Below are 23,697 nucleotides of genomic sequence, written 5' to 3' on the forward strand. Positions count from 1 at the left end.
GCGACCGGGGCGGATCATCTAGCGTGAGCCGCATGTGGAAGACAGTGCAGCGGTCGGGGATGGCGACCGTGCATCTCATCGTCGCCGCGGCGATGTGCTTCGGCATCTACATCTTCATCACCGTGCTGCTGATCGCCGGCATCGGCACGGTCGCGGTCGTCGGCTGCTGGCTGCTGCCCGAGGCGGTGCTGCTGATCCGGCGGATCGCCGGAGCCAAGCGCAGCCTGACCGCCCTGTGGACGGGCAAGGACATCCCCGAGGCGTACACGCCGATCACCGGCACCCTGCGCGAGCGGCTGCGGATCTCCGTGAAGGACCCCAGCACGCTCACCGACGTCCGCTGGATGGTCTGCTACTACCTCTACGGCGCCCTCCTCGCCCTCGCCCTCCCCCTGTGGCCCGTCGGCCTGGTGGTCGACGGCGTGTGGGCCGGGGCGCTGCGCCGCAGCCCGGTCGTCCTGCCGCTGATCGTGAGGCTCGCGGACACCGAGGCGCGCTGGTCGGCCCTGCTGCTCATGCCCTCCCCGAAGGCCAGGCTGGCCCGGCGGGTCGAGGAGCTGAAGGAGACCCGGGCCGACGCCATCGCCGCCCACGAGGCCGAACTGCGCCGTATCGAGCGGGATCTGCACGACGGCGCCCAGGCCAACCTGGTGGCGCTGTCGATGCGGATCGGGCTCGCCAAGCGGGCCTACGACCGTGACCCCGACGCCGCCCGCACACTGCTGGACGACGCCCAGGACCAGGCCGAGCAGGCGCTGACGGAGCTGCGGCAGGTTGTGCGCGGCATCCATCCGCCGATCCTCACCGACCGAGGTCTCGTCGGCGCGGTGCGGGCCCTGGCGTCGAGCAGCGGGCTCGCGGTGCGCGTGGAGGACGGCGGCCTGGCCGACGGCACCCGGGCGCCCGCGGCGGTGGAGGCGGCGGCGTACTTCGTGGTGGCCGAGTCGCTGACCAACGTCGCCAAGTACAGCGGGGCGAACCGGGCCGAGGTGCACCTCACGCGGACGCGGCGCGGCCTGACCGTGCGGGTCCGGGACGAGGGCCGGGGCGGTGCCGACGAGTCGCAGGGATCGGGACTGCTGGGGATGCGGCGCAGGGTCGCCGCCCTCGACGGGACACTGGAAGTGAACAGCCCGGTCGGAGGTCCGACTGTGATCGATGTGGAGCTGCCGTGCGTGTGGTGATCGCCGAGGACAACGCCCTTCTGCGAGAGGGCCTCGTCCTGTTGCTGTCGTCCTCCGGACACGAGGTCGTGGCCGTCGTGGGCACCGGCCCCGAGATCATGCCCGCCCTGCTGGAGCACCGGCCCGACGTGGCCGTGCTGGACGTGCGGATGCCTCCCGGATTCCGCGACGAGGGACTGCGGGCGGCGCTGGAAGCACGCGAGAAGATCCCCGGGCTGCCGGTCCTGGTCCTCTCGCAGTACGTCGAGGAGTCGTACGCCGCCGAGCTGCTCGGCGGTGGCACCAGCGGGATCGGCTACCTGCTCAAGGACCGGGTCGGCCGGGTCGACGAGTTCCTCGACGCGCTGGAGCGGATCGCGGCCGGCGGTACCGCCCTGGACCCGGAGGTCGTCACCGAGCTCCTCACCCGGCGCCGCGACACCCCCCTCGACTCCTTGACCCCGCGCGAGCGCGAGGTGCTGAAGCTGATGGCCGAGGGCCACGACAACACGACCATCGCCTCGACCCTCGTCGTCACCGAGCGCGCGGTCAGCAAGCACATCGGCAACGTCCTCCTCAAGCTGGACCTGCCGCCGAGCGACAGCGGCCACCGCCGGGTGCTGGCGGTCCTGACGTATCTGGCGCACACGCCCCGATGAGGTCCGGCGCTCACAGCGCCGACCGCGTCCTACGCAGTACCGCCTCGGCCATCCCCCGCTCACCGCGCGCGTTGGGGTGCACGGCGGCCGCGGGGCTCTTCGGGACCAGCGGCTCTATCCACCGCGTGCCCTGCGCCGAGCAGGCGTCGCGGCCCTCGGAGGGCGTGTACGTGTCGACGTACGCCGCTCCGGCGGCCTCTGCACGCTTGCGCAGCTCCGCGTTGAGCCGCTGTTCCTGTTCCCGCAGGAAGGTCACGTCACCGGGTGCGAGGGACATCTCGCGGCCGCACCGGTCGGCGTCCGACGGCAGGATCGCCGGGTAGCCGACGACGTAGACCCGTGCCTCGGGGGCGCGCCGCCGGATCTCGCCGAGCGCCCCGGCGAGCTTGGCGCCGGCGGCCTCGGTCCTGTCCTGTACGCCGTCGCCGTACCTGCGGGCGCAGGGTGCGTCCTCGGGCGCGAAACCGCTCGTGAGCGCGTACAGCGCCCCCATGCCCACGCACCGTTCGATCGTCCGGGCGAACCCGATGTCGTTGCCGCCGATCCCGAGGGTGACCAGGCGGGTGCCGTGCGAGAGGGCCTTCAGCTGGGCGGGGTTGGTGCCGTCCTCGGTGGACTGTTTCCCGGCCAGGTCGGCGATGGTGGCCCCGCTGCAGCTGACGTCCTTGAAGTCGGCGCCCTTGAGGCCGAGGCCGACGGCGACGAGGGAGGGGTAGTTGCGGTCGGACCGGTCGCAGCCGGCCGGGTCGCCGTTCTGGTCCGGGATCTTCGGCCCGGCGGTGTAGGAGTCCCCGAGGGCGACGTACGGGCCCTTTCCCGGGGGTGCCGGGGAGTCGCCGTCGAAGTGGGTGACGCCGACGGTGACGGCCAGGGTGCCGCAGGCGACGAGGAGGCCGGTGACCAGGAGGCGGGCGTGGGAGGGCATGAGGGTGTCCTGTCTGCCGTACGTGAGGGAAACGAGAGGTGGCCGCCTCCGGGGGGGGGTGAGGCGGCCACCGGTTCAGGGGGTCAGCGGCTGAGCGCGGGCTCTTCGGGCACGGCGGCCGGGACCGCGGCGGTGTGGCGCCCGGTGAGCTTCTCGCCCTCGACGTCGATGTCCGGCAGCAGCCGGTCGAGCCATCTGGGCAGGGCCCAGGCCCTGTGGCCGAGCAGGGCGAGAACCGCCGGCACGATCGCCATCCGCACCACGAACGCGTCGAACAGCACCGCGACCGCGAGCCCGAAGCCGATCATCTTGATCATCGACTCGCCGGCGCCGATGAACCCGGAGAACACCGCCATCATGATCAGCGCGGCGGCCACCACCACCCGCGCGCTGTGCCGGAACCCGGAGACGATCGCCTGCTTCGGCTCGTCCCCGTGGACGTACGCCTCCCGCATCCGCGAGACCAGGAACACCTCGTAGTCCATGGCGAGGCCGAAGACGATGCCCACCAGGAAGATCGGCATCATGCTCATGATCGGCCCGGTGGTCTCCACCCCCAACAGCCCGGCGCCATGGCCCTGTTGGAACACCGCGACCACCGCACCGAGCGCGGCCAGCACCGAGAGCAGGAAGCCGAAGGCCGCCTTCACGGGCACCAGCAGGGAGCGGAACACCAGCAGCAGAAGCACGATCGCGAGACCGACGACCACCGCGAGATACGGGATCAGCGAGTCCTGCACCTTCTGCGCCACGTCGATGTCCAGCGCGGTCTTGCCGGTCACCTCGAAGCTCGCGTCCGCTGTGGCCTCGATACCGGCGCGTTCGTCACGGATGGTCTGGACGAGGTCCTTGGTCCTCTCGTCGGTGGGCGCGGTGGACGGCGTCACGGTGAGCACCGCGGTGTCGCCGGCCCGGTTGAACCGGGCGGGCGAGACGGCGACCACACCCGGGGTCGCGGCGATGTCCTCGGCGACCGTCGCCACGGCGGTCTTCGCGTCCGGGGCCCCCTTCGCGTCCACGACCACGGTCAGCGGCCCGTTGAAACCGGGCCCGAACCCCGCGGCGAGGGCGTCGTACGCCCGCCGTTCCGTCGTGGACGTCGCCTTCGCCTCGTCGCCCGGCATCCCGAGCTGGAGGTCGAGGACCGGGGTGGCCATGGCTCCGAGGCCGACCACGCCGAGCAGGAGGACGGGCAGGGGATGCCGTACGACGATCCGCGCCCAGCGGGAGCCGCCGTTCTCCGTCCTGAGCTGCTTCCTGCGGTGGCGTTCGGAGTCGCGGCGGGCGCCCCGGGAGAGGACTGCGTTCGGCCAGAAGCCGAGGAGCGCCGGGACCAGGGTCAGGCAGATCAGGACGGAGACGGCCACCGCTCCGGCCGCGGCCAGGCCCATCTTGGTGAGCATCGGGATGCCGACCACCCACAGTCCGGCGAGCGCGATGACGACGGTGAGCCCGGCGAAGACGACCGCGGACCCGGCGGTCCCCACGGCGAGACCGGCGGCCTCTCGCGGTTCGTGCCCCTTGGCGCGCTCCTCGCGGTAGCGGGAGACGACGAACAGGGCGTAGTCGATGCCGCAGGCCAGGCCGAGCATGGTGGCCAGGGTGCCGGTGTTCTCGGAGAGGCTGAAGGCCTTCGACAGCGCGAGGATGCCGGTCATGCTGATGCCGACGCCGATGACCGCGGTGAGCAGCGGCAGCCCGGCGGCGGCCATCGAGCCGAAGGTGATGAGCAGGACGACGGCGGCGATCGCGATGCCGATCACCTCGGCGGGGCCGCCCGCGGAGGGCTGGGTGGCGAGGGCGTCCCCGCCGACCTCGACGCGCAGGCCCGCGTCCCGGGCCACGTCGATCGCCGACTCCAGGTGCTTCTTGCTCGCGTCGGTGAGGCCGTCGGCCCTGGCCTCGAAGGAGACGGTCGCGTAGGCCGTCGTGCCGTCCTTGCTGACGGCACCGGCCCGGAACGGGTCGACGGCGGAGGAGACCTGCGAACCGTCGGCCGCGGACTCGACGAGTGTCTCGATCGCCTTCCTGTTCCCGGCGGCGGTGACCTTCTCGCCGTTCGGAGCGATGAACACGATCCGTGCGCTCGCCCCGTCGGCCGCCGCGCCCGGGAAGCGCTGCTCCAGCAGGTCGAACGCCTTCTGGGACTCGATGCCGGGCATCGTGAAGCCCTCGTCGGCGGGGGTGGACGCCTTGGACGAGGCGAAGCCGACGGCTCCCAGGACCCCGATCCACAGCACGGCGACGAACCATCGCCAACGGAAGGACACACGGCCCAGGTGGTAAAGGACAGTTGCCATGGCGGGGGAGGCCTCCAGATCAGCGGTCGGAATCGACGTGATCCACGATTCCGCCGGCCGACCGCCCCCACGAGGGAGCACCCTCCCGAACCGGGGTGTAGCGGGCTACACCCCCCTCATCCGACGCTGAGCTCGCTCAACTCGCCCAGCGGCAGCGTGTGGTGGGTCTGCAGGACCTTCGCGCGCAGGTACCGCACGTTGTGGGCGGTGGTGAAGACCCCGGTGGGCACCCGGTCGCGGACGCCGATGCCGAGGTCGCGCAGCTGGGCCGCCTTGTCGGGGTTGTTGGAGAGCAGGTCGAGTTCGTCGATCCCGAGGGCCTGGAGCATCTGGGCGGCCGCCGTGTAGTCCCGGGCGTCCTCGGGCAGGCCGAGCGCGGTGTTCGCGGCGTAGGTGTCGAGGCCCTGGTCCTGGAGGGCGTACGCGTCGAGCTTGTTGTAGAGGCCGATGCCGCGCCCCTCCTGGCGGAGGTAGAGCAGGACGCCGCCGCGCTCGGCTATGCGCTCGACCGCCTCGCGCAGCTGGGGTCCGCAGTCGCAGCGGGCCGAGCCGAAGACGTCGCCGGTGAGGCACTCGGAGTGCAGGCGCACCAGGGGCGTGGGCCCCGGGTCGCCGAGGACGACGGCGAGGTGTTCCTGCCCGTCGGCCAGGCCGTGGAAGGTGACCAGCTCGGCGTCGACGTGGTAGCCGTCCCCGAAGCGGAGCGGGACGCGGACGCGGGAGCGCTGGGTGGCGGCAGGGGTCTCGGTCATGCGGATACTCCGGTCCATAGGCTCCGTAGAGACACCTGCTTCAGATTTGAAGCAGCTCTACAAGTCGAGACCCTACCCCATGCTTTAAATTTGAAGCAACAGAGTTGTGGTGCCCGTCACGAACAGGACGGGGACGACCGCCGGCGCCACGGGACCTCCTCGGAGGCGCCTTCGTCCCCCTGCAGCCCCTCGGTGACACTGGTGAAGATGTCCTCCAGCTGCCCCACCTGCTCCGGGGTGAGCCGGTCGAAGAGCGAGGTGCGGACCGCCTCCACATGCCCGGGCGCCGCCCGCTCCAGCACCGCCATGCCCTCGTCCGTCAGGACCGCGACGCTGCCGCGCTTGTCCCACTGGCAGCTCTCGCGCCGCACCAGCCCGTCCTTCTCCAGCCGGGCGACGGCATAGGTCAGCCGAGGCCGGGTGATCTTCAGCCCCTCGGCGAGCTCGGTCATCCGCAGCCGCCGCTCCGGCGTCTCGGAGAGGTTGGCCAGGATGGAGTAGTACAGGTGGGGCATGCCGGCCTCCTGCTGGAGCTGCCGGTCGATGGTGTCCTCCAGGAGGAGCGAGCCGGCGATGTACGCGCGCCAGGCGCGCTGCTCGTCAGGGGTGAGCCAGCGGGTCGTCATGCCTCCAGTGTAGGTTTGTTTCAAACTTGAACCAAGCCCGCCGTTCGTGAAGTGAGAGGGACCGCACCGATGCCCCACCCGTACGTCCTCCTCTCCGCCGCCGTCTCCCTCGACGGCTACCTCGACGACACCGGCCCCGACCGCCTCCTCCTCTCCAGCCCCGCCGACTTCGACCGCGTCGACGAGGTCCGCGCCTCCGTGGACGCGATCCTGATCGGCGCGGGCACGATCCGCGCCGACAACCCCCGCCTGCTGGTGAACTCCGAGGAACGCCGGGCGGCCCGGGTGGCGGCCGGGAAACCGCCGTACCCCCTGAAGGTCACGGTCAGCGGCTCGGGCGACCTCGACCCCGGCGCGAACTTCTGGCACACGGGCGGCGAGAAGCTGGTCTACACGACGGACAAGGGCGCGGAGCGGGCCCGTGCGGCGGGCCTGGCGGCCGACGTGGTCGCGCTGGGCCCCGCGCTGGACTGGCGCCGCCTGCTGACCCATCTGCACGAGGTGCGCGGAGTGGACCGCCTGATGGTCGAGGGCGGCGGCCGCATCCACACCCAGCTGCTCCAGCAGGGCCTGGCCGACGAGGTGCAGCTGGTACTGGCCCCCTTGTTCGTCGGCGATCCGCACGCCCCCCGTCTCTTCGGCCCGGGCGACTACCAGTCCGGCCGGCTGCGCCTGGTGGAGACCCGTCGGATCGAGGACGTGGTGCTGATGCGCTACGAGCCCACGGCCCCCGGCACGGGCCTGTGGTCGTCCGCCGCGGACCACCACTGGCTCTCCCTGGCCTGCGACCTGGCGGCCCAGTGCCCGCCTTCGCAGACGGCGTTCAGCGTGGGCGCGGTCGTGGTGGGCGCCGACGGCGCGGAACTGGCGCGCGGCCACTCCAGGGAGGGCGGCGACCCGGTCGTGCACGCAGAGGAGGCGGCCCTGGCGAAGATCGCCCCGGCCGACCCCCGCCTCGCCACGGCCACGGTGTACACGAGCCTGGAACCCTGCACCCACCGCGCCTCCCGCCCCGCCCCCTGCGCCCGCCTGATCCTGGACGCGGGGGTACGCCGGGTGGTGACGGCCTGGCGGGAGCCGGACACGTTCGTCGAGGCGGCGGACGGGGCGGGTCTCCTCACCACGGAAGGCGTGGACGTCGTCGTCCTGGGCGAGTACGGGGAACGCGCGAAGTCCCCGAACCGTCATCTGCTCCGCGACGCTTCCTGACCCGAACGCCCCGCCACCGCTCGAAGGCGGAGCAGTCGTCGGGTGATCGCCCGGTACTGCCGCAGCGCGCGACCGAGCCCGACGGACCGCGCCTCGGGTCCTGCCGCTGCCGGCCCTCGCACAGGAGATGCCGCTGTTCGGCGAGAGCCTCCGGGAGCGGCGTCGGCCCGGGTCGATGCGATGCCGGTGTGCCGAACGGGCGCGGTCGGCACACCGGCGGGAGTACGGTGGGGATGACGAGGACTTTCCGTATAGCGGAAATCGGACAGGTTCCGGACCATCGCCTCGTGTTCGGGCCCGTTGGACGATGTTCCTTCCGCAGCACGCCACCCGTCCCCAGGGGCAGCCCGTGACCCCGGCCGCGCCATCCTCATGCATGGCCGAGGAGCGACAATGCCGCCCAGTCCGGTCCCCTCCACGCCGGTCGCACCCTCCCGGGCCCACGACGGGACGTCCCCCTTCCCGCCGGACGGCCCGGTCCCCGCGCCCGACGGTGGTGAACGCCCGTACCTCACGGTGGCGCCGGTGATCTTCGTCCTGCCGTCCGCGGCGGTCGGGCTCGTCGGCAGCCTGCTGCGGGCGGGACGTGTCCGCGTCGCCCCGCTCCGCCATGTCGCCTGGAGCATGCGCCGGCTCTGCCCCCTGATCGGTGACCGCCCGTTCCGCACCCGGGGCCACAGCCGGGCCACCAGCCCGTGGCGACCGGCCCTGCTCTCGTTCGGCGAGAGCGGGCGCAGCCTCCACCACTCCCACCCCACCAGCGCCCGGCACGGCGTCGGCCGGCCCGACCCCTCGGCCGCCGTCATCGGTCTGTGCGAACACCTCGGCCGAGCGCACGAGGTGCGCCCGCCGACGCGGGACCGGTTCGCGGCCCGGCGCGCCTGACACCGACCACCCATCCGCGCACCGCAGTTGGCAGGAGCCCTCATGACGACCGCACTGCAGCCCCCGCTTCCCCCTCATCCGCTGTTGCGCCTGCGCCTGGCACCTCGCAGCGGTATGCCCCGCCCCATCGACGGAGCGTGGTGGCCCCGTTCCTACGACCTGCTCGCCGAACTCCCCCGGCTGCTCGCCGGATTGCCCCGCGCGTGGGGCCACATCACCAGCGTCACGGTCAACGGGGCGACCTGGACCGCGGGGCCCGGCCGGATGCTCGTCTCCAACCAGGTCGTACGACTGCACCGGACTCTCACGGCATCCGCCGCGGACACCATCGTCCTGCTCGCCCCCGGCCAGGGGCGCTGGGACCTGCTGGTCGTGCCGCCCGACACGACCGAGCGGGCCGCGGAACCGCTCATGGCGGCCGCGACGGAGGATCAGTCGTGACGGCTGCCGCGCCTCGGCCGGCCGATCAGCCGGGTCGCGGCGACGACCAGGATCAGCAGGGCACTCACGGCCAGAGCGGTGGCCACGGCGGTCACATCCCCACTGCGGTCCGGTGAGCCGGGTTCGGCATGTGGGGAACACCGCTCCCGGGGAGTTCGCTCGACAGGTCCCGGGAACGAGGCCACCGGGCGCGGCGTCCAGCGCGGTGGGCCCGTCGGAAGGAGGTCGCGGACATCACGCAAACCCGTCCCCGGACCCCTGCGCGAACACAGCCGCCCGGTGTCGTCACTCACCGGGAACGACACCGGCGCCGGGGCCGGTACACGGAGTACTCCCGATGACTCGACGCTACTCCCCGAAAGGGCCGTACGGACCGTTCCTCGACCTCCAACTCGCAGGAGCCCACGAGTGACCGGCGCGCGCGTCCCGGCCGCCGGACGGGAAGCACCGTGAAAGGAGGGGGACGTTCGGACGCCGTCCCGGGACCGCCGTCGTACGGCTGGAGACCACCCACGAACGGCACGGCGTGCTCGGCGGAGCGTGGTGGCCGCGTTCGCGCGACATCGCCGCCGAGCTTCCCGGACCGATCGCCGCGCTGACCGAGCATCCCGGGCCCGTCACCCGCACCGGCCGGGCGGCGCCGAGGGCGTGACGGCGGTCAGCCGTGGTGGTTCCCGGGCCCGGCCGTCTCGGGGGCCGGGATGGCGGCGGTGTCGAAGTCACCCGCGATGATCTGTGTCGCCAGGTCGGACAGACGCAGGTGACGGGCACGGGCGTAGGCCCGGAACGTCTCGAAGGCGTCGTCGACCGAGGTGTCCCAGCGCTCCGCCAGGACGCCCTTGACCTGCTCGACCAGGACACGGCTGATCAGCGCGTTCTCCAGCTGGCTGTTCTCCACGTGTGACCGTTCCAGCGTGCGCTGCTGGAGGATCGCGATGGTGGCCACGTCGGCGAGTGCCTGGGCGAGCGCGATGTCGTCGTCGCCGAGGTGGTGCGGGGTGGTCTGGAAGAGGTTGAGCGCGCCGACGACCCGGTGGCGCAGGCGCAGCGGGATGGCGTGCGTGGCCACGTACCCCGTTTCGCGGGCCTGCGGAGCGAAACGCGGCCAGGCGTCGGCCGACTCCGCCCCGGTCAGGTCGATGTTCGTCCGGGCGGTGCCGGTTCGGTAGCACTCCACGCACGGGCCCTGGTCGTGCTGGAGCGCGAAGAGTTCCAGCAGACGTGTGTGCTCGTCGGAGGCGGCGATGATCTGCAGTTCGCCGTGCGCGTCCGCGAGCAGGATCCCGGCCGCCGCCACGTCGAGCAGTTCGACGCACCGTGCGGACAGCCGGTGCAGCAGGTCGATGACGTCGAAATCCTCGACGAGGGAGTCAGCGACCTCCACGAAGATCTCGGCCAGACGTCGTTCGCGGGCCATGCCGATCATCCCTTTCCACCGTCGGGCGAATACGGCCCGCTCATATCGTCGTCGAATCGGAGCCTGCGGGCTACCACGTCCGCCGCAATCTCGCCGAGGGGGAGCTCACTGCTGTACGCATGAGCACGCAGGCGCAGGAGCGCATCCTCCATGGACACGCCCAGTTGGACGCTGATCATTCCCGTGGCCTGGTGCACGACCGCTCGGCGCAGCCCCGGCGGCGGGTCGAGGGACATGTCGAACTCGCGCACGATCCCGTCCCCGCCTCGTGGTCCCCCGTTCAGAAGAGCACCGGTCAGCGCGGCGGTGAGGGCGGTCGCGTCCTTGTACTGCTGCTCGCTCAACCGCCGGTCGCCGTCGCACAGCACGGTCAGTACGCCGACCCGGATGGCTCCGATTCCCAGCGGGTAGCAGCAGACGCCGTGCACACCCATGTCGTGCGCGGCCGGTAGCAGCGCGGGCCATCGGTCAGGGCGCACCCGGGCCAGATCCGGCTCCATGACGGGCGAGCCCGTGCGGACCGCCTCAGGGCCCGGGCCCTCACCCAGCGTGAACTGAAGTTCGTCGAACCGCGTGCTCAGCTCCGGATGGCACCAGACCGGCTCGGCCGTCGCGTCCGCGTCCCGGCCGACCAGCAGCGACAGCACGACGCCCTCGGCTTGCAGCGCCTTTGCGCACGCCCGCGCCGGGTCGACCACCCCGCCCAGGCGCAGGGACCGTAGGAGCTCGGCCATGCCGTCGCTGATCACCGGTCTCCGTCCCTTGCCTTCCGCGTCGCTCGGGGTGGGGTCGCCGCTCGGCCTGCGCCGTACATTACGTGGGCCGATCCGCCACCGCGCGGTCCGCGGGTACGTCCCGCCAGGCGCCCTGGACGTGGGCGTACGGCGGAAACCGCTCCAGCAGACCCATGGCCCGGAACACCGGGTTCAGTGCCCGCCCGGTGCGGACCACGCGCACCCAACCGCCCCGGCCGCGACAGTCGTTCCATGCCGCGCACAACGGTTCCAGGACGCTGCCGTCCATGAACGTCACACCGCTCAGGTCGACGACCAGGAACGGCCGGCCGGTGCCGTGGCGGGCGTGCTCCAGATCGCGTGCGAACGCCGACACGGTCGTCACGTCCAGTTCACCGCGGACCGTGACCACGCGGCACCCGTCGAACGGGTCGGACTGCGGGCCCATATGCCCCAGCTCCTCCGCCTTCGGTGTCTTTCTCCTTGCGCAGAGCCTCAGTTGCGCGGAAGGGACTTCACGGAGAGGGCCGGGGGCTCGGGCTGCCGCACATCCAGCGTAGTGCCGTGGCGGGTCGGGCGGCCGCCCTTCCTCCCATTGCGGTGGACATGGCCGGACCGGAGGTGGCCTTCCCGGGAGGCGGGGGCTGTTCTCCGCCGACCGCCCGGTCTACCCGGCCATTGGAGGAGTACTCTTAGGTTACCGAGGGTATTTCGCGCACCGGCTTCCACGCCGGTGTCGTTTTCGGCGATCGACTATGCCGGGTCGGCCAAGGCCGGCCCGGGGCAGGGTCCGCGCCATGACTGCGACCACCACCTCCTCCCCGCCGAAACTCGCAGCCGATCGTCCCTCCTCCTCTTCCCCGCACCGCGTGTCGCTGGTTCCCGGCGGCTCCGGGCGGCGCCAGTACGGCTCTCGAGGAACGGAACTCCCCTCCCCGGCCGCCTCGCTGACGGCCGCCTTGCTGACGTCCGCCACGAGCGGCCTCCTGGGCGCACCGACCGCGAGACGGTTGATGGAGGAGGCGGCGAGTCTGCGGACGGTGTACGGGACCGACAGGACCCGGGAAGCGGTAACTGCGACCGGCCCCGGGAGGTGAGGACGATGGAGACGTTCGTGAGCGTGACCGTGCGCGTGGCGGTGACCCGCCCCCGTAAGGAACGGGATGAGCCCAGAGTTCCGTCAGGCTCTTCCCGCCCGTCACCGAACTGACCACACGGACCCGACCGACAGACAGCCCGCCGCCCGAGACCCCGGCCGCAGCTCCGCACAGGACAGGCCGGGGTTCTCGCGTTTCCTGTCCCCGAATCGCCCCGGACGTACGGGCCGCCCCGGCCCGTGGGCGGTACCCCTCCAGGACACGATGCCCGCCGGGCGCGGCCCTTCCGTCCGATCCCATGGCGCATCACGACCGCTCCACACCCCGTATCGACGGAGCACCGCGAGGACCGGGCCCGACCCCGCGACGCGGCGCTCTCCGACAGACACGTCGAACCGAGGAGTCATGGCCCTTCCCCAGCTGAACGTCTACCGGCACGACCACGATGACCGTGCCCTGATCACCTTCGCGGGCGAGATCGACCTGACCAGCGCCCCGCTCGTGCACACCGCCCTGGCCGCATGCGTGTGCGACGGCATCCGCACCACCGACGTCGATCTCACAGCGGTCACCTTCTGCGACGTCCGCGGACTCAACGCCTTCCTCGCGGCGTCCCGGCTCGCCACCGAATCCGGAACGACCCTCCAACTGCACTACCCGCCGCCGATCCTGACCCGCATCATCGAGATCACCGGCTCCGGTTTCCTGCTCCACCAGCTCCATGCCGCGCGGCCGTCCGGTCCTCGGGTCCGTTTTTTCTCGGGCGGTGCACCATGACGGTCGCGCTCGCGCCGCACCGGATGTGGGGCCGCCGGCTCACGTAGGCCGTCGCCGCGATGAGGACGACGAAGCCGGCGGCCGTGAGGAAGGCGTTGGTGGCGGCCTCCTCACACGCCGATCACCGCGGCGGCGCCGCCCTCGTACTCCCATGCCTCGTCCGGCTCCAACGGCTCGTCGGCCGAGGTGACTCCGTGCCGCGCCCTGTCCGCGGCGATCAGCGCGCTCGCGGTCACAGACGGCCCGTGGCCATCGGATGCGGCGGCCATCAGCCGGGCCGCGGACTCCGCCCCGGTCTCCGGCGGGATGATCAGCAGGTCCCAGCGGGCGGTGCGGTAGGAGAGCAGCAGCAGCTCGTGCGGGTCGGTCTCCGTGAACCAGCCGACCTTGACGACATGGCTGTCCAAGGGAACCTCGCGGGGGATCATCGGCCAGTGCTCCGGGTTGACGGCGATACGGGTGATACGACCCCAGAACGGGTCCAACACGCCTATCAGCGCCGGTAGTTCGCTCATCAGGTCCCGGGAACGGGGCCACCAGGCACCGTCCAGGAGGCCACGCGATGCGCCGTCGGTCTTCAGGGCGAGACGCGCGGCCGGGGCTGCGACGGGCTCGGGGTGCGCGAGGGTGGGATACAAGGTCGCCGACATGACGCGGACCCGTCTCCGGGCCGCCTCTGCGGCGACCCGGGTTTCATCTCTCGCCGAGAACGACCCGGCGTGAAAGCCGGTGTACGAAATGCCCTCGGTACCCTCCACACTACTCCGCGCCCCGCCGCGACGCGGAGCAGTGACTGCCTGGTGCGGCCCTAGAGGTGGAGCAGCCGCTGGGTGATCTCCCGGTACTCCCTCAGCGCGTGCCGGAGTTCGTCGGACTGCGCCTCGGGATCCTGGTCCTGCCAGTCGGCACGCAGGACACGCCGCCGCTCCGCGAGGGCGTTCACGAGCTGGGCGGTGGCTTCGTCGAAGGCGCTCTCGGCCTCCTCCAGCGCATTGAGCGGGGCGTCCGCGAACGTGTTGAGAGCATGCCCGAGACGTACGGCGATCGCGTCCCGCTCGGTCGACGGCAACAGCGGCTCCGGGCCCGCAGCGCGGCGTTCGGCGCGGCCCCGGGGTTGGCCCTCGGGCTGCCGGGCACGCGTCTGGTCGTACATCATCGAGGGCTTCCGTTCCGCCTGAAGGCATCAGTGGTCTTCTTGGGCTTCTTGGTCTTCTCAACGGCCTGTTTCAGGCTTCCTGAGACCCTGCCGGTCCTGTCCCGGTGTCGCAGTCGCCTGTTGCGGGTGACCCGGCCGAGCTCTTCGGTGCCCCTGGTCCGTGAAACGGTCATGCCGGCCTCGCTGTTGTCCGGTGGGCGGGTTCTCGCAGGGTCCGGGCGAGGTGGGTCGGCGGAATCCCCGCCGGGTGTTCCGGAGCCGTACGGCCGCGCACCGTGCTGCCGGTCCGTGTCGACACGGCGGCCATGCGATCCGGGCCGCCCCGCTCCGGCCGGGGCGGTGACGCGGGTGGTCACACCTCCGCCGCCAGCCGGCCGGCCTGCCCGGTGCCGGCGTCGTACGACGAGGAGGCGTGGTCTGCCCGTTCCGCCGTCATGAGAGCGGTCGCGGTCGACTGCGGGGCGGTGCTCGCGCCTGCCGCGGTCATCAGCCGGGCGGCCGAGGGGTCGGTGGTCTCCGGGGGAATCACCAGGAGGTCCCAGCGGCCCGACGTACCGGACAGCAGCAGGATCTTGTGCGGGTCCAGCTCCGTGGTGAACCAACCGACCTTCACCACATGGCCGTTGACGTAGATCCTGTGCGGGATCACCGGCCAGTAGCGGGGGTTGACGGCGATACGGGTGATCCGTCCCCACAGCGGGTCCAGTACGTCGGCCAGCGCCGGGAGTTCGTGGGTCAGGTCACGTGAGCGGGGCCACCAGGCGCCGTCCAGTTCGGCACGGCTCGGAGAAGGGTTCACGGGTTTGAGGGCGAGGCGCGCGGTCGGTGCCCTGAAGGGCACGGCGCGCGGCGGGGGCTGGTCGGTGGTCGCTGACATCGTGCGAACCCGTCCCCGGACCCTGCGTGCGGGCAGGTGTCCGTTGTCGTTGCTCACCAGGAACGACACCGGCAACGGGGCCGGTGCGCGAAGTGCTCCCGATGCCTTCACGCTACTCCCCGAAGAGGCCGGGCGGACCGCTCGTTGTTCCCCCTGGGCACGGATCCACGAACCGGTTCTCTCCCCCTGCTCCGGCGTGTCCCACGGTCCCCGTGTGTGACCGGCGAGCGTTCCGGCCACCGGCCACTGCGGGCCGCGGAGTACCTTGAAACAAGGAAGTCACTCCGCATCTCTCGCAGACAGGCGAGCGTCATGTCCGACTCCGATTCCCCGCGGGCGACCCGGCTCCTGCCTGACTCCGTCCACCTCGCCGTGAAACCCGGGACGGCCGTCGTACGGCTGGAGACGACGCACGACCGCCGGGGCGTTCTCGACGGGGCATGGTGGCCGCGCTCCCGTGACATCTCCACCGAGCTTCCCGCCCTGATCACCGCCCTCACCGAGTACCTGGGGCCGATCACGCGGGTCGGCCTGGACGCCGGAGCCTGGGACGCGCTGCCGACGCGGCTGGTCGTCGAGGACCGGGTCGTCCGCATCGACTCCTTCCCGGTCGGCGACGACACCGTGCTGGTGACCCGGGGCGATCAGGACCACTTCTCCCTGCTCGTGGTCCCGCCGCAGACGGCGCCTGACGCGGCACGCGCCGCGATGGCCGAGGCCGTCCGCGCCGGCAGCGGCACGCAGGCCGAACAGATCCTCATCGACACCGGCACCGGCTGGGCGGCACCGAGGGCGTGACGGCGGTCAGCCGTGGTGGTCCCCGGGCCGGGCCGTCGCGGGTGCCGGGATGACCGTGGTGTCGAGGTCCCCCGTGATGATCCGCGCGGCGAGGTCCGAGAGGCGCAGGTGGCGGGCGCGGGCGTAGGTCCGGAACGAAGCGCAGCCTGCGGCGACCACGTCCGCGGCGATCTCACGGAGGGGCCGCTCACTGCTGTACGCGTGGGCGCGCAGGCGCAGCACCGAGGGAGGCTCCACGGCCACGCCGAGCCGGGCGACGTCCCCGCCGCGTCGCGCGCCGTTCAGGAGAGCGCTGGTCAGGAGGGCTGTCAGTGCGGTGGCGTCCGTGTACTGCTGATCGCTCCCCGCGCGGGCCGGGGCACTTCGGGGTGAGGCATCGCCCGGCCGGCGCCGCACATCACGCGGGCCGTTGCGCCGCCGCACGGTCCGCGGGTATGTCCTGCCAGGCGTCCTGGGTGCTCGCGTACCGCGGGAAACGCTCCTGCAGTCCGACGGCCCGGAAGACGAGACTCGCGCCCGGCCGGTGGTGCACGACCCGCATCCATCCGAGCCGCTCATGACAGTCCTCCCACGCCGCGCACAGCGGGTCCAGCACGCTGCCGTCCATGAACGTGACACCGCGCAGATCCACCATGAGGAGCAGCCGCCCGCTGCCGTGCCGGGCGCCCTCCAGATCACGAGCGAAGGCCGGCACGGTCGTCATGTCCAACTCGCCGCCGGCTGTGACCACACGCAACTCGTCGAACAGGTCGGGACGCAGATTCATGTGCCCCATCTCCTCTGTCACCAGGGTGGCTTTCGCCTTGCGCAGGGCCTCTGTTGCGCGGGACTGGACAGTACGGAGAGGGCCGGGGTCACGGGCGGACCGTATGACGACCCTACTGCCCGCAAGGTATCGGCCGGTCGCCCTTTCTCCAGGCATCCACAAGGGCTGTCGAAAGTGTCGCCCCCGGTCGGTTCCTGACGGGATCGAGGGCGAAAGTGCAAGAGAGTGGTGCGGGCTGCCGGTGTTGTCGGACGGAGCGACGACGGGAGCGCCGGGACCGGCGCACTGCGGAGAAGGCCGGCGCGGCCACGAGGACCACAAGGCCGATGATCAGCAGCTGGCTCGGACCATCCGCTGCGACCCCAAGAGGCTGAGCGGCGGACGGTCAGCGGCGCGCGAGTTGCCGCTCGCCGCTCGCCGCCTGCGCCCGTCCGGAGGGACTCGGGGCAGATGCCCGTCAACTCCCCGTCGGCCCGATGAGCATTGAGGCCGGCCGGGTGGTGCCGACGCGACGTCAGTACCACCCGGGGCGTCTGTGGTGAGCGCCTGAAAGTGTCCTTGACCTTGCCTCCGGCCCGCTTCGGGCTTCCGGAGGGACCACCCAGGATCAGCAGAAGGAGCAAGAGGGCGAAGCGGGAAGGTGGAATGCGTCGCCCCAGTGATCCGAAGCGGCATGGACCTACCCCGCGCTGTCAGTCAGCGCCTGGCGACTCCCTTGTCGACGCGGGGTCGGCACGGGGGAGTTCTGCGTGCTGGGCAGGGGCCGCCGGGACGGACGGAGCCTCGACGGGAGTGTCGACGGGCTCGGCCGGCGCCGCCGGCAGGATGTGGTCCTCCCACCAGGACAGGCCCATCACGCTGGCGAGCAGGACGAAGGGGACCGAAGCCGACACGATCAGCGCGTACATGGGTACCGCCTGTTGTGGAATGCGGCAGCGGGCGGCAGAAGGGTGCCCGCATGGAGCGCATCGAGGCTGCGCCGGGATCGCGTAGCGACGGCGGGTGCGGGAACGGCCCGTTGGCAGGCGCGGCAGGTTCCGGCACCGATGCGCCAGGTGCGCCCTCGAAGGGACGCGCGAGGTGATCGACGCTGCCGGGGGCTCGGGCCGTACCGTGCACGCTAGCCCTCGCCGCACCCCCTGAACAGACGGCAAGTGGCCATCCGGTCCCGGCGGACGACGCTGGCATGGGCCGCTGTCCGCGACCTCCGGGAGAACTACGGTGTCCGTACAGTCACCGGCCCCCGGCCCCCGGCCCCCGGCCCCCGGCAGTGATGCCTATTCGGGCCGTTGGGTGCGGTCGTTGTGGGTGAGGCCGTCCGGATGCTCCTCCGTGCGCTCGCCGAGAGGAAGAACCATCACCTGGAGGATCGCCTGGCCGGGCATACCCCGGATCCGCCCCGCCTCCTGCCAGCCCCGGTCCGTGAAGGCGGCGCGGACCGATCCGGCGGACCGATCCACCAAGGTGACGCCGAGCGAGGACTGGTGGTCGGCGAGCAGACGCTCCTGGAGCCGGCGGGCGAGCCCGTGGGCGTGCCGGTGCGGATGGACGACGGTTTCGAGGATCGCGAAGACATGGCCGGAGGCGGTCAGTTGCTCCAGGTTCTGCGGCATCGGTCCGTCGAACCCCTCCCACCAGGAGCCGTCGCGCGGCACGGGAACACCTGAGACGCAGCCGGTCAAGCCGTTGGCCTCGGCGACCAGCATGTCGAACCCCGGCAGTCGTACGTCGCGCTCCAGCCGGCGCAGGAACTCCTGCCGACCACGGAACTACTCGCCGGGCGGGGTGACGGACGACTCCACGTACAGATCCGCCAGGTCCTCCCGCAGCCTCTCGGCCTGCCAGCGGTTCAGCCGGCGCAGCCGCACCGTGTCCAGGACGGGACGCTCCGAGCGTTCGGGTTCGTGCGGGTGCCGTGGGCTGCTCATGAGGCGCCTCGGTTCAGAAGACCGGGAGAGGTACGGGACTGCCATCAGGTCCGAAGGACGGTGCGGCGTCTGGGTCCGGGACGTCTGTACGCAGCATAGCCCCGGATCAGCGCAGCCCCGGAGCCTGTTGGGAGCGCGGGGCCGCTGGGGCGCAGGCAGCTGAACGGTGGTGCCGTATGCCCTCCGCGGGCAGCCGCGGTCAGGGCGCGGAAGCCTCTATGTACGTCTCCCGTCCGATCCGCCCGCACCTGCGCACGCCCGCACGACCGGGCGACGGCGGACCCGCGCGTTCCGAGAAGTCCCGCGTGACGACGTCCCGGGTGCACGGGCGGAGCCTGTGAACAGCCCTGTTCCGCTTTGCCTGTATCTGCTCTAGGCTCCAAGCAGGGGAGACGGCACCGCGACCGTGTCAGGTGCCGGCAGGTCTCCCCATTCAGGCTCCCAGCCCCCGAGTCGGTAACCAGGCCCGGCCGGAGCCGCATCGTCGCAGTGCGCGGCTCCAGTCTCCGTCCTCCCGGCATTTCCAGACGGGGTGTTCTCACCAAGTCCCGCCGCCGCAGAGGACAGCGCGCGAGGAAACGGTGGAGGGGGGCCTCCCATCCTCGCGCCACGTACGGCCGCCGCCGTACTGCGGCGGCGGCCGTACTGCGACGGCGGCCGTACGGACCGCGAACCCCGATGCGGGGGCCGGGTCAGGACCCCAGGCGGCGCGGAAGAGGTTCAGGGCGCCGACGACCTCGTCCCACAGGGCGCATGGGCAGCGCCTGGACCGCCCCGAAGCCGCCGCGGCGGGCCACCATGTCGGCGGCCTCAGCCGCGATGCCTCACGACGCGGTACCGGTCAGCTTGGGATCCGCGTGTCCTTCGAGCACCTCGCGGGCCACATCCTTCAGCGGTCGCTGACATGAGCGGGCGTGTTTGCGCAGAAGATCGAAAGCTTCGTCCAGGGACACCCCGCGGAGAGTCGAGAGCACACCCTTCGCCTGTTCGATGACCACGCGGCTGGTCAACGCCTGTTCCAGCTGGGCGGTGAGCATCCGGCTGCGATCGGCCTCGCGGGCGCCTTCCAGAAGGACGGCGGTGAAGTCGGCGAGCGACCGGCCGAGAGCCAGGGTCGCCGGGGAAAAGGCATGCGGTGTGCAGGACAGCAGGATGAGCGCACCGCTCGTTCCGCCGTGTTGGCGCAGGGGAAGGGCCACGGCGTGGGTGTAGCCCAGCTTCAGCGCCCGCCGGGTGTAGTGCGGCCACTGCTGCCTGGTGGGACGGTTACCGAGAGCCACCTGGGCCCAGGGGCCCGGGTCAGCCTGACGACAGTCATGGCCGGGGCCCTCCCGCCACCCGACGGCTTCGTGTTCCATGCGCGACACCTGGGGGTTGGAGCCCGCCACGTACGCTGTGTCGTAGCCCTTGGGGGCGAACACCACGGTCGCGGCATGGGTGCCGAGCAGGGCCGGGGCGCGCTGCGCCAGCACGGACAACGGCCCGGGTGTGTCCGACGAACGGTCCGCCGTGCTGCCGGCCAGGGCTACGAACGCGTCGGCCAGCCGCTGTTCGGACGTCATGGCACCTCTCCCTCAGATGAGTTTGCGGTCTCCGTGCACGATCTGCCGGGCGACGGTGTCGGAAGACACCTCCTCGGCGAACGCCACGGCCTTGATGAGCGCCAGCGCGTCCACGACGGAGCAGCCGATCCGTACGGACACCATGCCGACCGCCTGGTGCACGGTGGCCCGTACGTCGGTTCCGCCATAGAGGTCCGGGTCTGCGTCGGGGTCGAGCAGCACGATGCGGGTGAGAACCTCGGCGATCTCGGCGAGGCGGGCGGGCCGCGCGTCCGCGCGTCCCGGGTCGAACACCGTCAGTGCCCCGATACAACTGCCCTGTGCCTGCAGCGGAACCGCCTCCACCGAGGTGATGCCCAGCGAGACCAGGGAAGACCCGTACCCAGGCCAGCGCGCCTCGATCTCGGGCCCCGACACGTGTACCGGACGGTGGGTCGCCGCCGCTTCCTGGCCCGGCCCCTCGCCGAGTACGAACTCCAGGTCCTGGGCCGCGCGGGACAACTGGTCGGAGGCGGCGACCGCGAGGTGGTTCTGCTCGGTGTCCAGCAGCGCCATCGCCGCGCTGTCGGTACCGCACGCCTCCGCGACCACCGTCATGAACCGCGGCCGGGCGCCCAGCCCTCCGGCCCACGCAGCCGCGCGGAGGGCGAAACTGTCCTGGAGCCGGGCCGAGGCGCGATGGCACTCGGCGGTCCTGCGGTACGTGCTCGCGATCTGGCTGTGGAACTCCCGGCCGGGTTCCGCCGCCAGCCGTTCGTGCCGCTCGGCGGTCGCGGCCGCCCGGTCCGCCCGCTCCCGGGCCAGCGCGGCACGTTGCCGTGCCACCGCTGCCAGACCGAGGTCCTCCATGCGCCCCTGCGGGTCCATGGGCCCAGGCTACGCCGCAGGGTCAGTCGGAGACATCGCTTCGGCTCTCTTCCATCATCAGGACGACGCCGCCGTGGTTCCCGCCGAACGGGGAGAAGAACACGTCACAGCTGATGGGCCGACCGATACGGCTCAGCGCCTCGACGCCGACCGGGCCGGAGCGACTGCGGGTCTCCATGCACCGCTCCACGACGGGCCGCAACTCCTTTGTGGGCAGGCCGAAATCCAGGTCGAAGAAGGGTTCGCCCAGCACCTCGTCCGCGCGCAACCCCCACAGGTCGACGGCGCCCCGGTTCCAGCTCTTGACCTTCAGGTCCTTGCCCAGGACCACCACACCCGCCGCGATGCTCTTCAGAACCGCCTCCAGGAACGCCCTGGCCTCGTCCAGTTCGTCCGTGCGGATGCGCATCTCCTCGTTCATCGTCTCCAGTTCCTCGTTACCGGACTGGAGTTCTTCGTTGGTGGTCTCCAACTCTTCGTTGGTGGACTGGAGTTCCTCGTTCGTCGTCTCCAGTTCCTCGATGCTGGACTGGAGTTCTTCGTTGGTGGTCTCCAACTCTTCGTTGGTGGACTGGAGTTCCTCGTACGCCGTCTCCAGCTCCTCCCGGACTCTTTTGACCTCGGACTTCAGATGCGTGGCGACGGTCACGTCGGTGAACGAGATCACGGTGGCGATGTGCAGCCCGCCGGCTCCGGAGAGTGGCTGGATGAGGATGTCGTAGTACTGGATGCCCTCGCCCGTCCGGCGCTCGACCCGGTTGACCCGCAGGGTCCGGCGCTCGTGCATGGACTGGTCGATCAGGGAACGGAGTTCGACCGGCCGGTAGGAGACCTCCAGGTCCTGGAAGGGACGGCCGATGTCCCCGGTGGTCAGGCCGAGCTGGATCCTTGCCTGGTTGTTGACGGTCACAACCGTTCCGTCGCTGTCGAGGGCGATCAGCGGGGTGGGTCCGGCGTCGAGCACCAGGTCGCGCAACTGGCGGGCGCGTGCCACCGAGTGCACCTCGCCACCCGTGCCCGTCCTGATCTTCAAGGGAGCCGGATGGTAGGTCAGTCCGTTGTTGCCGGTACGGCGCCGGAAGACACGCTGACGCATGTTCACCACTTCGAAGCGCTCGCTGTCGTTCAGCAACATCTCGGCCTTGCCGAGAAAGAGGAAGCCGCTGGGGCGCAGGGCGAAGTGGAAACGGTCGACGATCTGCGTCTGGGCCTCGACATTGAAGTACATCAGCGTGTTCCGGCACACGAGCAGGTCGAGCCGGGAGATCGGGGCGTCACGGGTGATGTCGTGCCGCCCGAAGATCACCCGCCGTCGCAGGTCGGGGCGGAAGCTGAACTGCGCGCTGTTCTGCTCGAAGTACTTCTCCCTTGTCTCCGGGGACAGAGGTTCCAGCGACTTTGACGTGTACAGCCCGGAACGGGCTTCGCGCAGCGCTTCCTCGTCGACGTCCGTGGCGTAGATCTTGACGCGACGCAGGCACTCCTCGATGCCGAGTGCCTCCGCGAACATCATGGCCATCGAGTACGCCTCCTCACCGCTGGAGCAGCCCGCGCTCCACACCCTGATCTCCTGCTCCGGATCGAGAGTCGTGAGCAGCTCGGGAACGACCTCGTGCTGGAGGAGGGTCCATGCCTCCGGATCACGGAAGAAGGAGGTGACGTTGATCAGGATGGTGTTGAAGAGGACGCCGAATTCCTCGGTGTCGGTCTCCAGGAGATCCTGGTAGTCCCCGTACGAGCGGATACCGACGTCCGTCATCCGCTTGTGGATGCGCCGGGCCAGCGTCGAGCGCTTGTAGCCCGTGAAGTCGAAACCGCGGGCTTCCCGGATGAATACGAGCAGTTCCTCCAGCGCCTCGTTGTCCTCGTCGTCCTGCGGTTCGCCCATCACTGCCTCTCGGCCCCGACGAGTCCCCGCACGACCGCGGCGATCTCATCGAGGGGTAGCAGGAAGTCCACCGCTCCCGTGGCCACCGCCGACTGCGGCATCCCGGGGAAGTCCGCGGTCTCCGGATCCTGGACGATCACCGTACCGCCGCGTGACTTGACGGCGCCGACTCCCGTGGCTCCGTCCCGGCCGGTCCCGGTGAGCACGCAGGCGATCGCCTCCGGCCCGTAGGCACCGGCCACCGACTCGAAGAGAAGGTCGGCGGAAGGGCGTACGAAGTGGACGAGCTCGGCGCTTGACAGGCTCAGGACGCCGTCGGCGTCGACGAGGAGATGCCGGTCGGGAGGAGCGACGTAGACGGTGCCGGGCCGCACGTGCTCTCCGGCCTCGGCAAGCTTGACGTGAAGGGCGGTCCGGCGTGCGAGGACCTCGGCGAGCAGCGTCCGGTGCCGCGGGTCGAGGTGCTGAACCAGCAGCACCGGCACCGGCAGCTCGGGTCCCAGCGCCCCGAGCATCGCGGTCAGTGCCTGGATGCCGCCCGCGGACGAGGCCACGGCGACGACGCTGTAGTGATCTGCGGGCGGCTGGTCACGCGTCACGCCGTGAGCGTAGCGGAACGCGACCGGCCCGCGGGGAGCCGAAGCGGTCGGCGAGCGCCCAGGTTCGCCTTCCGGAGCGGCTTCCTGGTCTGAGTGCACTCTTTGGGCTCCTAATCAAGAATATCTATAAAATTACACCCGAAGGGTGTAGCCCACTCCAGGTGAAGCGTTTCTGTTCCCAGGGTCGACCTAAAGTCGGCCCTGTCGTCACCCGAGCCCCCGGTGGCTGTGGATATCCAATGTCGCCCGCTTCGCTGTCGAGGCGGGCACC

27 protein-coding genes and 1 pseudogene are annotated in these 23,697 nt (G+C 71.2%); 9 read left to right on the top strand and 19 right to left on the bottom strand.

Annotated elements, in window-relative coordinates; translation table 11 throughout:
* The first annotated feature begins 32 nt into the window (after positions 1 to 32).
* On the top strand, positions 33 to 1,184 hold the full coding sequence (locus OHT57_RS23840) for a sensor histidine kinase (protein ID WP_328748525.1): 1,152 nt from the start codon (positions 33 to 35) through the stop codon (positions 1,182 to 1,184).
* Entirely contained in the window at positions 1,172 to 1,822 is a 651-nt protein-coding gene (locus tag OHT57_RS23845) for a response regulator transcription factor (protein WP_328748526.1), read from the top strand. The genes OHT57_RS23840 and OHT57_RS23845 overlap by 13 nt, the downstream gene beginning before the upstream one ends.
* Positions 1,823 to 1,832: 10 nt before the next feature.
* Here OHT57_RS23845 and OHT57_RS23850 read toward each other — a convergent pair whose 3' ends face one another.
* The 4 genes from OHT57_RS23850 to OHT57_RS23865 all read right to left on the bottom strand — a co-directional run bounded on the left by OHT57_RS23850 (position 1,833) and on the right by OHT57_RS23865 (position 6,425).
* Positions 1,833 to 2,747 carry an SGNH/GDSL hydrolase family protein gene (locus OHT57_RS23850; RefSeq protein ID WP_328748527.1) on the bottom strand — a complete coding sequence of 305 codons (915 nt, stop codon included), beginning with the start codon at positions 2,745 to 2,747 and terminating at the stop codon, positions 1,833 to 1,835.
* Positions 2,748 to 2,830: 83 nt separating this feature from the next.
* On the bottom strand, positions 2,831 to 5,047 hold the full coding sequence (locus tag OHT57_RS23855) for an MMPL family transporter (protein WP_328748528.1): 2,217 nt from the start codon (positions 5,045 to 5,047) through the stop codon (positions 2,831 to 2,833).
* A gap of 116 nt (positions 5,048 to 5,163) precedes the next feature.
* Entirely contained in the window at positions 5,164 to 5,799 is a 636-nt protein-coding gene (locus tag OHT57_RS23860) for a GTP cyclohydrolase II (RefSeq protein ID WP_328748530.1), read from the bottom strand.
* A 116-nt stretch (positions 5,800 to 5,915) separates the two neighbouring features.
* On the bottom strand, positions 5,916 to 6,425 hold the full coding sequence (locus tag OHT57_RS23865; RefSeq protein ID WP_328748531.1) for a MarR family winged helix-turn-helix transcriptional regulator: 510 nt from the start codon (positions 6,423 to 6,425) through the stop codon (positions 5,916 to 5,918).
* Between the two features lie 69 nt (positions 6,426 to 6,494).
* Between OHT57_RS23865 and OHT57_RS23870 the strand changes: the two genes are divergently transcribed.
* From OHT57_RS23870 to OHT57_RS23885, 4 genes and pseudogenes are all read left to right on the top strand, one after another.
* Positions 6,495 to 7,634 carry a dihydrofolate reductase family protein gene (locus OHT57_RS23870; protein ID WP_328748532.1) on the top strand — a complete coding sequence of 380 codons (1,140 nt, stop codon included), beginning with the start codon at positions 6,495 to 6,497 and terminating at the stop codon, positions 7,632 to 7,634.
* Positions 7,635 to 8,027: 393 nt separating this feature from the next.
* Complete coding sequence (locus OHT57_RS23875) at positions 8,028 to 8,519, top strand: hypothetical protein (RefSeq protein ID WP_328748533.1); 492 nt, start codon at positions 8,028 to 8,030, stop codon at positions 8,517 to 8,519.
* A 42-nt stretch (positions 8,520 to 8,561) separates the two neighbouring features.
* Positions 8,562 to 8,960 (top strand): DUF5994 family protein, encoded by a 399-nt coding sequence (locus tag OHT57_RS23880; RefSeq protein ID WP_328748534.1) that lies wholly within the window; start codon positions 8,562 to 8,564, stop codon positions 8,958 to 8,960.
* 475 nt (positions 8,961 to 9,435) lie between these two features.
* Positions 9,436 to 9,591 (top strand): annotated as a pseudogene (locus OHT57_RS23885) (DUF5994 family protein); the annotation flags it as partial.
* Positions 9,592 to 9,618: 27 nt separating this feature from the next.
* Here OHT57_RS23885 and OHT57_RS23890 read toward each other — a convergent pair.
* From OHT57_RS23890 to OHT57_RS23900, 3 genes are all read right to left on the bottom strand, one after another.
* Positions 9,619 to 10,386 (bottom strand): GAF and ANTAR domain-containing protein, encoded by a 768-nt coding sequence (locus OHT57_RS23890; protein WP_328748535.1) that lies wholly within the window; start codon positions 10,384 to 10,386, stop codon positions 9,619 to 9,621.
* Positions 10,383 to 11,126 carry a GAF and ANTAR domain-containing protein gene (locus tag OHT57_RS23895; RefSeq protein WP_328748536.1) on the bottom strand — a complete coding sequence of 248 codons (744 nt, stop codon included), beginning with the start codon at positions 11,124 to 11,126 and terminating at the stop codon, positions 10,383 to 10,385. Before OHT57_RS23895 ends, OHT57_RS23890 begins: the two co-directional genes overlap by 4 nt.
* A 64-nt stretch (positions 11,127 to 11,190) precedes the next feature.
* Positions 11,191 to 11,559 carry an STAS domain-containing protein gene (locus OHT57_RS23900; protein ID WP_328748537.1) on the bottom strand — a complete coding sequence of 123 codons (369 nt, stop codon included), beginning with the start codon at positions 11,557 to 11,559 and terminating at the stop codon, positions 11,191 to 11,193.
* Positions 11,560 to 11,908: 349 nt separating this feature from the next.
* On the opposite strand from OHT57_RS23900, the gene OHT57_RS23905 reads away from it, so the two are divergent.
* Entirely contained in the window at positions 11,909 to 12,208 is a 300-nt protein-coding gene (locus OHT57_RS23905) for a hypothetical protein (protein ID WP_328748538.1), read from the top strand.
* A 405-nt stretch (positions 12,209 to 12,613) separates the two neighbouring features.
* Positions 12,614 to 12,985 (top strand): STAS domain-containing protein, encoded by a 372-nt coding sequence (locus OHT57_RS23910; protein WP_328748539.1) that lies wholly within the window; start codon positions 12,614 to 12,616, stop codon positions 12,983 to 12,985.
* Between the two features lie 110 nt (positions 12,986 to 13,095).
* Here OHT57_RS23910 and OHT57_RS23915 read toward each other — a convergent pair whose 3' ends face one another.
* From OHT57_RS23915 to OHT57_RS23925, 3 genes are all read right to left on the bottom strand, one after another.
* A complete protein-coding gene (locus tag OHT57_RS23915; protein WP_328748540.1) occupies positions 13,096 to 13,743 on the bottom strand; it encodes a DUF5994 family protein in 648 nt (215 codons plus the stop codon).
* A 50-nt stretch (positions 13,744 to 13,793) separates the two neighbouring features.
* Complete coding sequence (locus OHT57_RS23920; RefSeq protein WP_328748541.1) at positions 13,794 to 14,141, bottom strand: hypothetical protein; 348 nt, start codon at positions 14,139 to 14,141, stop codon at positions 13,794 to 13,796.
* A 352-nt stretch (positions 14,142 to 14,493) separates the two neighbouring features.
* A complete protein-coding gene (locus tag OHT57_RS23925) occupies positions 14,494 to 15,018 on the bottom strand; it encodes a DUF5994 family protein (protein ID WP_328748542.1) in 525 nt (174 codons plus the stop codon).
* Between the two features lie 312 nt (positions 15,019 to 15,330).
* Between OHT57_RS23925 and OHT57_RS23930 the strand changes: the two genes are divergently transcribed.
* Positions 15,331 to 15,816, top strand: coding sequence for a DUF5994 family protein (locus OHT57_RS23930; protein ID WP_328748543.1), 486 nt, complete (start codon positions 15,331 to 15,333; stop codon positions 15,814 to 15,816).
* A 6-nt stretch (positions 15,817 to 15,822) separates the two neighbouring features.
* Here OHT57_RS23930 and OHT57_RS23935 read toward each other — a convergent pair whose 3' ends face one another.
* The 9 genes from OHT57_RS23935 to OHT57_RS23975 all read right to left on the bottom strand — a co-directional run bounded on the left by OHT57_RS23935 (position 15,823) and on the right by OHT57_RS23975 (position 23,426).
* Positions 15,823 to 16,239 (bottom strand): hypothetical protein, encoded by a 417-nt coding sequence (locus OHT57_RS23935; RefSeq protein WP_328748544.1) that lies wholly within the window; start codon positions 16,237 to 16,239, stop codon positions 15,823 to 15,825.
* A complete protein-coding gene (locus OHT57_RS23940; protein ID WP_328748545.1) occupies positions 16,214 to 16,582 on the bottom strand; it encodes an STAS domain-containing protein in 369 nt (122 codons plus the stop codon). Before OHT57_RS23940 ends, OHT57_RS23935 begins: the two co-directional genes overlap by 26 nt.
* Before the next feature lie 692 nt (positions 16,583 to 17,274).
* Positions 17,275 to 17,490 carry a hypothetical protein gene (locus OHT57_RS23945; RefSeq protein WP_328748546.1) on the bottom strand — a complete coding sequence of 72 codons (216 nt, stop codon included), beginning with the start codon at positions 17,488 to 17,490 and terminating at the stop codon, positions 17,275 to 17,277.
* 369 nt (positions 17,491 to 17,859) lie between these two features.
* On the bottom strand, positions 17,860 to 18,288 hold the full coding sequence (locus OHT57_RS23950; RefSeq protein WP_328748547.1) for a hypothetical protein: 429 nt from the start codon (positions 18,286 to 18,288) through the stop codon (positions 17,860 to 17,862).
* 63 nt (positions 18,289 to 18,351) lie between these two features.
* A complete protein-coding gene (locus tag OHT57_RS23955; RefSeq protein ID WP_328748548.1) occupies positions 18,352 to 18,510 on the bottom strand; it encodes a hypothetical protein in 159 nt (52 codons plus the stop codon).
* 824 nt (positions 18,511 to 19,334) lie between these two features.
* Entirely contained in the window at positions 19,335 to 20,072 is a 738-nt protein-coding gene (locus OHT57_RS23960; RefSeq protein WP_328748549.1) for a GAF and ANTAR domain-containing protein, read from the bottom strand.
* Positions 20,073 to 20,084: 12 nt separating this feature from the next.
* Positions 20,085 to 20,939 carry a GAF and ANTAR domain-containing protein gene (locus tag OHT57_RS23965; RefSeq protein WP_328748550.1) on the bottom strand — a complete coding sequence of 285 codons (855 nt, stop codon included), beginning with the start codon at positions 20,937 to 20,939 and terminating at the stop codon, positions 20,085 to 20,087.
* A 22-nt stretch (positions 20,940 to 20,961) separates the two neighbouring features.
* Positions 20,962 to 22,827 carry a CheR family methyltransferase gene (locus tag OHT57_RS23970; protein ID WP_328748551.1) on the bottom strand — a complete coding sequence of 622 codons (1,866 nt, stop codon included), beginning with the start codon at positions 22,825 to 22,827 and terminating at the stop codon, positions 20,962 to 20,964.
* Entirely contained in the window at positions 22,827 to 23,426 is a 600-nt protein-coding gene (locus OHT57_RS23975) for a chemotaxis protein CheB (RefSeq protein ID WP_328748552.1), read from the bottom strand. The genes OHT57_RS23970 and OHT57_RS23975 overlap by 1 nt, the downstream gene beginning before the upstream one ends.
* Positions 23,427 to 23,697: the final 271 nt, after the last annotated feature.

It is taken from the genome of Streptomyces sp. NBC_00285 (genome assembly GCF_036174265.1).
Classification (GTDB): domain Bacteria; phylum Actinomycetota; class Actinomycetes; order Streptomycetales; family Streptomycetaceae; genus Streptomyces.